This is a genomic window from Candidatus Jordarchaeum sp., assembly GCF_052745115.1.
In genome coordinates this window covers 1-5373 of sequence record NZ_JBRAKS010000270.1, presented here as the reverse complement: position 1 = coordinate 5373, position 5373 = coordinate 1, and the positions used below count along the sequence as shown (strand labels likewise).

At 41.9% G+C, this 5373-nt stretch carries 4 protein-coding genes and 1 pseudogene; all 5 read right to left on the bottom strand.

Annotation, left to right across the window (positions count from 1 at the left end):
- Window positions 1-1417: bifunctional metallophosphatase/5'-nucleotidase (locus ACUVXA_RS15675; protein WP_445872222.1), on the bottom strand; the 1417-nt coding region annotated here is incomplete at its 3' end.
- Between the two features lie 317 nt (window positions 1418-1734).
- Window positions 1735-2061: pseudogene (locus ACUVXA_RS15670) on the bottom strand (peroxiredoxin family protein); the annotation flags it as partial.
- A gap of 274 nt (window positions 2062-2335) precedes the next feature.
- On the bottom strand, window positions 2336-3205 hold the full coding sequence (locus ACUVXA_RS15665; RefSeq protein ID WP_445872221.1) for a 3-keto-5-aminohexanoate cleavage protein: 870 nt from the start codon (window positions 3203-3205) through the stop codon (window positions 2336-2338).
- Between the two features lie 107 nt (window positions 3206-3312).
- Window positions 3313-4119, bottom strand: coding sequence for a tetratricopeptide repeat protein (locus ACUVXA_RS15660; RefSeq protein WP_445872220.1), 807 nt, complete (start codon window positions 4117-4119; stop codon window positions 3313-3315).
- 141 nt (window positions 4120-4260) lie between these two features.
- Window positions 4261-5037 (bottom strand): tetratricopeptide repeat protein, encoded by a 777-nt coding sequence (locus ACUVXA_RS15655; protein ID WP_445872219.1) that lies wholly within the window; start codon window positions 5035-5037, stop codon window positions 4261-4263.
- Between the last annotated feature and the right edge of the window lie 336 nt (window positions 5038-5373).

Genomic DNA, 5373 nt, shown 5'->3' with positions numbered 1-5373 from the left:
CATAGAGGTAGAAGCTGGTCATAAGCCAACCGTAATAAGGTCCTTGGTAAGGTACCCCTCCTAAGGGCACCACACTCACCGCATCATAAAGCGTTATGTTTCCACTTTCGGGTTCAAGTCCATGCCTTATAACACCGCTTGGCACAAAGGCAAAGTCCACATAGGGATCAACCCCAGAAACATTATTGGCTTGCCACCTTATGGCATCCGCCACTAGATCCCCAATTGGAGTTTCACCACCCGGAATGTAGCCAGCACTTGGAACACCAGTTGTAGTATTAGCAATCACCGTACCCGTTGCAGGTATCCCCATACGACCAAGAGTAGAGTCTATTCCTCCACGATAAAGTGCAATTAGAACCGCCACAGTTGAGTTTTCTTGTATGGTGTCATTTATGGGTATGGGGGTCCATTGCCTGACGGTGATTCCTTGACCAGAGTTATTATCCGCGTGTGCAGTAATATTGAGCATACCAAGGTATTCTCCCAGAGCCCCTGCGTCAACTATGTTTGTATTTCCCACACGTATTGGATTTGGCGTCACTTCGTGGTCGTGGCCGCCAAGTATTAAGTCAATGCCTGGGACTTGCTGGGCGAGAGCCATATCTTCTTTGTATCCACTGTGGGAAAGCATTATGATGAGATCGATATCCTCGTCAGCCGATAAGTAAGCTACTTGTTGTTGAGCGGTAGTTATTGGATCTAGGATATTATAATGTCCTTTAAAGAACATTGTACCATTCGCTCCGTAGCCTATCACCGAGAAGAGACCAATCTTCACACCGTTTACTGTCATAGTGGCATTAGGCTGTATGAATGCCCCAAGATTGTAAACATCGTTAGTCAAATCCAAGTTGGAGCACAGGATAAGTGGCATACTTGTCCCAGATCCAACCAAGGTGGAGTTGGTATTATTAAGAATCTGTGATAGTCCATGGTCACTGTAGTCAAATTCGTGATTTCCCAAACAAATCGCAGAATAATTTAGGACGCTGGGACTCATCAGGTGGAGTTCAGGTGAAGCAACCATTGGTCCAGCGAATGCAAAAACTGTACCCATCAGAAAGTCACCGTCCTCAAAAACTAGAACTGGTTCACCGGCAGCTCTTACCTGATTTATTATTGTAGCTATGCGTGCCATTCCACCCACTGTGGGATCATCGTTGATTCCGGTTGCGTTGTAGTCGGCTAGTGGCCAGGGTAAGAGTTCTGAGTGTAGGTCGCTGTGGAACAGAATTGTCATATTAACTGCGGTGTTTTTGCTCTGCATTGGGTTGTTGCCCTGTGTTCCATAGTTGTAGGCTGCAACGAGTATACCGGAGTTGAGAGTGCTAGAGGTAGATGTGATAACAGGAGTTGTTAATGCTAGAAGGAATAGTGTTGATACTATGAGACCTGCTATTTTTGTTCGCTTCATTTTTTCTCTCCCTTATTTCGTTTTTTAAGCCATTTTGGCAGGAAAAGGGCGCAGCCCTAGAACTCGTAGCATCTTGAGTCGGAAAATATTAGAGAACCTTTTTTCCTCTATAACCATTGCTAGGTATTTTAGCCCTTCTCAAATCCTATTAATTATTCCACCTCATATTTAAAACTTTAGCCTTCTACAGGCGATTTCTTTAATGTTAAAAAGGGGGTTGAAAAATAGAAGGGTAAATGATTTGGTTAACTTTGGCTAAGTTTAGGGAATAAAACGTCACCCTGTCTTTTCGATTTTATTCCCACCAAATCTCCAATTTAAGTTTTTAATTTTTTTATGATTTCTAGTATTTCTTCAGTTTTTGGGATGTCATGCATGGAGTCGCCGTAGTATGCGTATTGTATTATTCCGTTTTTGTCTACCACCAGCAACGCGGGCATTCTTCCCAGTTTGCGGAGTATGATTTCTTGATTCAGAATCTTGGTTACCTTTTGGGCTTGGTCATAGTATATGGGGTATTTTCTTTTGGCGTATTTTGTTTCCAGCTTTTTGGCGTTTTCAAGCTTGTCCGCTGTAATGGGGTATAATGTGGTGTTTAGCTGCTCGAATTCGTTAATGTGGTTTGCTAATCTGGCGACGTGTCCTCTGCAGTATGGTCAGGAGATCCCTCTCAGTAAAACTACCACCACGTTTCTCTTTCCTTCGAAGTCTTGAATGTTAACGGTTTCTCCTCTCGAGTTAGGTAGGCTGAACTCGGGAATCCTTGTACCCACCATTTGGAACTTATCCTTCGTCCTCTCAACACCTCCTCCTTTAATTAAAAAAGATATTTTAACACCATTTAAATCTTATTTTAGTATTGCAACATTTGTGGCCGAGTCTTCCAGTAAAATTTTAGATTATGGTATTGAAGTTAGACTATTTTTTGAGACCAAGGATCTTTCGTGCTTCGTCTGGCTCTGCTACTGGTCTTTGCAGTTCTTTAGCTATTCTTACCACCTTTGCCACGAGTTCGGCGTTGCTTTTTGCTAGAACACCTTTTTCCAAGTAGATGTTGTCCTCCATGCCTACTCTTACGTGTCCTCCGAGGAGTATGGCTCCTGTGGCTATTTGCATCTCAAATCTTCCGGGGGCGCAGACGGACCAAGTCCAGTTTTTGGGAATTTGATCCACGCAGTAGATTAAGGTTTTCAGGTCGGGGGACATGCAGGAGAGACCACCGAACATTACGAACTGAATGTGTAGGGGTTCTTTTAGCGAGCCTTCGGCTACCAGTCTTTTCGCCGTGTTTATTTGCCCGGTGTCGTAGATTTCCAGTTCGGGTTTAACATTGTTTTCGTACATGAAGCCCGCCCATTTTACGATGGTGTTTACCGGGTTTCCGAAGATAACGTTTCTGAGAATTGGTAGTCCCATGTCTTCCCACAGGTTGAGTGAGCCCATGTTAAGTGAGGAAAGATCCTGCTTGAAGGTTACTCTTTCTTTCATTATTTCGTCCATTTTTTCCGGGTCAACTCGGCCTCCACCAGTTGTGATGTTTATGATCAAGTCTGAGGCTTCGCTCTCCCTTATTCTTTTAACATACTCTTTTAGAACGGGATTAGGGTCTTGAGCTGCTCCACCTGTTTCAGCTTCTTTGGCGTGTAGATGAACTACTGAGGCTCCAGCTTTCCTACATTTTACGCATTCTTCAATAACCTCATCGACACTTCCTGGAACGTAGGGGGTTTGAGCCCTGGAAATGAACTCTCCGCCGGTAAGGGCGGCTGTTATTATTAGCTTCTCCACTCTAAATCCACCTCCAAATAATCTGTGTTTATTATTATTGCAGTATTGATGCTTATTAAATTTACATCCTGAAACACTGGGTTGGAAAACACAGTATGTCACATTTTCTACTTTTTGCTTTTTGGGCATGGCTCATCTAGTAGGGCTATTACTTCGCTGTACTGTTTCAAATCTGCTGGTAGGCTTAGCTGTATCTCCTCTATGAAGTCGGCGTATCTTTTTTGGTCTAGAATACTGCATAGAAATTCTTTGATTTTTCGGGCAACTCTTATTCCCTCTGAGCCACATCTTTCAACTAGATGTAGGAAAATGTCAGCGGAAGAGGCGGATAGAGAAATTTTTAATTGATTGCCCTTATCGGGGATTGTATCTTTTAGGCTCCAAACGGTTTCAAAAAGTTTGTAGGCTTCCTCCGTTTTCTTAACTGTTTCATCACAACTCAGGGTGGAGGCCAGGTCTAGAAGTGTGGCGGCCTTGCTATATATGGCTATGGCGTAGTCTGGAACGATTTTTAAAGACTCATCGTAACTTTTTATGGCTTCCCCATATTTGCCTAGTTTCCCGAGAGCAAGTCCCTTGTTGTAATGGGTTACGAAGTTGTAGGGACTTACGGCTAGAGCGTCGTTAAAATGTTTTATAGCTTCTGAGTATTTCCCGAGCCTTATGAGTGAACTTCCCTTATTATTTAGAGCCTCCACATCTTTTTTGTTTATTTCTAGAACCTTGTCAAAGCACTCTACTGCTTCTCTGTATTTGCCCAGTTGATCTAGTGCTGTTCCCTTATTCGCTAGTGCCACTACGTCTTTTGGGTCAATCTCTAGTGCCTGATCGTAAAATTTTATTGCCTCCTCGAATTCGCCCCTATCAACCATAGAGTTACCTTTGCTAACGAGCGCCCCTACAGATTCATTCATAATTAACACCCTCCTTTAAAACCGAGTAATAAGTCATCAAAAAAACTATTTTTATACTACTTTAATCCCATAGAGTGGAGTTAAATAAGATTTTCTAATTTAATATCGATTAAAAAATTTCTCATCAAGACTCATAAAATATTATTCGAAAATCTCCCTGTATTTTTGGAGTTCGGGGTGGACGTCAAGATTTAATCTATTGACAAAGAGTCTGAAACCTTCTCTCCCCAAAATCTCAATTAATAGATTTTTTACTTTATTAACTGTCCTTGAGGCCTCAGAGCCACAGACTTCGCCCAAGTTCTGGAGTATTTGAATCATCAAAAAAGGAATGCCCTCTTTGAGTTTTTTAACCGCCTCAGGGGAATCTTTTACCTTAGACCAGAGGGATTCCCACAATTCGAGGACAGATTCAACCTTGGAAATAGTATCCTCACATTCTGAGGGTTTGGAGAATACTAGCAAAGCTAGAGCCCTGTTAAGAGAAGCCTCAATCATCTGAGGATTCAAGGCTAAGGCTTTCTCAAACTGTTGAGCCGCTTCCTCAAATTTGCCGAGCCGAAGCAGAAGATTACCCTTATTATACAGGGTATCCGTATCATTAGGATTTAATTCCAGAGCCCTACCATAACAGCCAAGTGCCTCATTAAAACGAAAAAGCTTCAATAACGCATTTCCCTTATTATGCAAAGCCTCCCAGTCCTGAGGATTAATTTCCAAGGCCTTATCAAAAAAAATGATTGCCTCTTTGAATTTGCCCAGCTCGCAGAAAGCATTACCCTTGTTGAATAATGCTTCGGAATATTCTGGCTCCAGAGCCAGAGCCTCGTCATAATATTGAATAGCCCGCTCAAATTCTCCCTGATGGAAAAATTCGTTTCCCTTATTCAAAAGTTCTTTAACCTTTTCTGAATCCAAGTTCAGTCCTCCAACTCGGGACAGTAATTACACTTTTTTCATTTCCCATCTGGAATTATTATATTTTTGGTAAATTTTAAATAAGACATGGAACCCTGATAATTGGTTAAAGAAGGAATCCTCTTTATAAATAATAATAAGGGGGAGAATTTTTTAAATGAGCAAGAAAAAACAGGCAAAAACTGCGAAAGCAAAAAAGGCCAAAAAAGTAGCTAAAAAACCCAAGGAAATAGAGTTACCAGACTACATAAAAAACAAAATCTGGCTGAAGAAATACCCACCCGACATGCCCAAAGAAGTAAAAATACCTAAGGATAAGTCAATACCTGAACTGGC

Excerpts from the sequence above, each read along its gene's own strand:
- ACUVXA_RS15660 (WP_445872220.1), bottom strand. The coding sequence starts at position 4,119 with ATGAATGAATCTGTAGGGGCGCTCGTTAGCAAAGGTAACTCTATGGTT.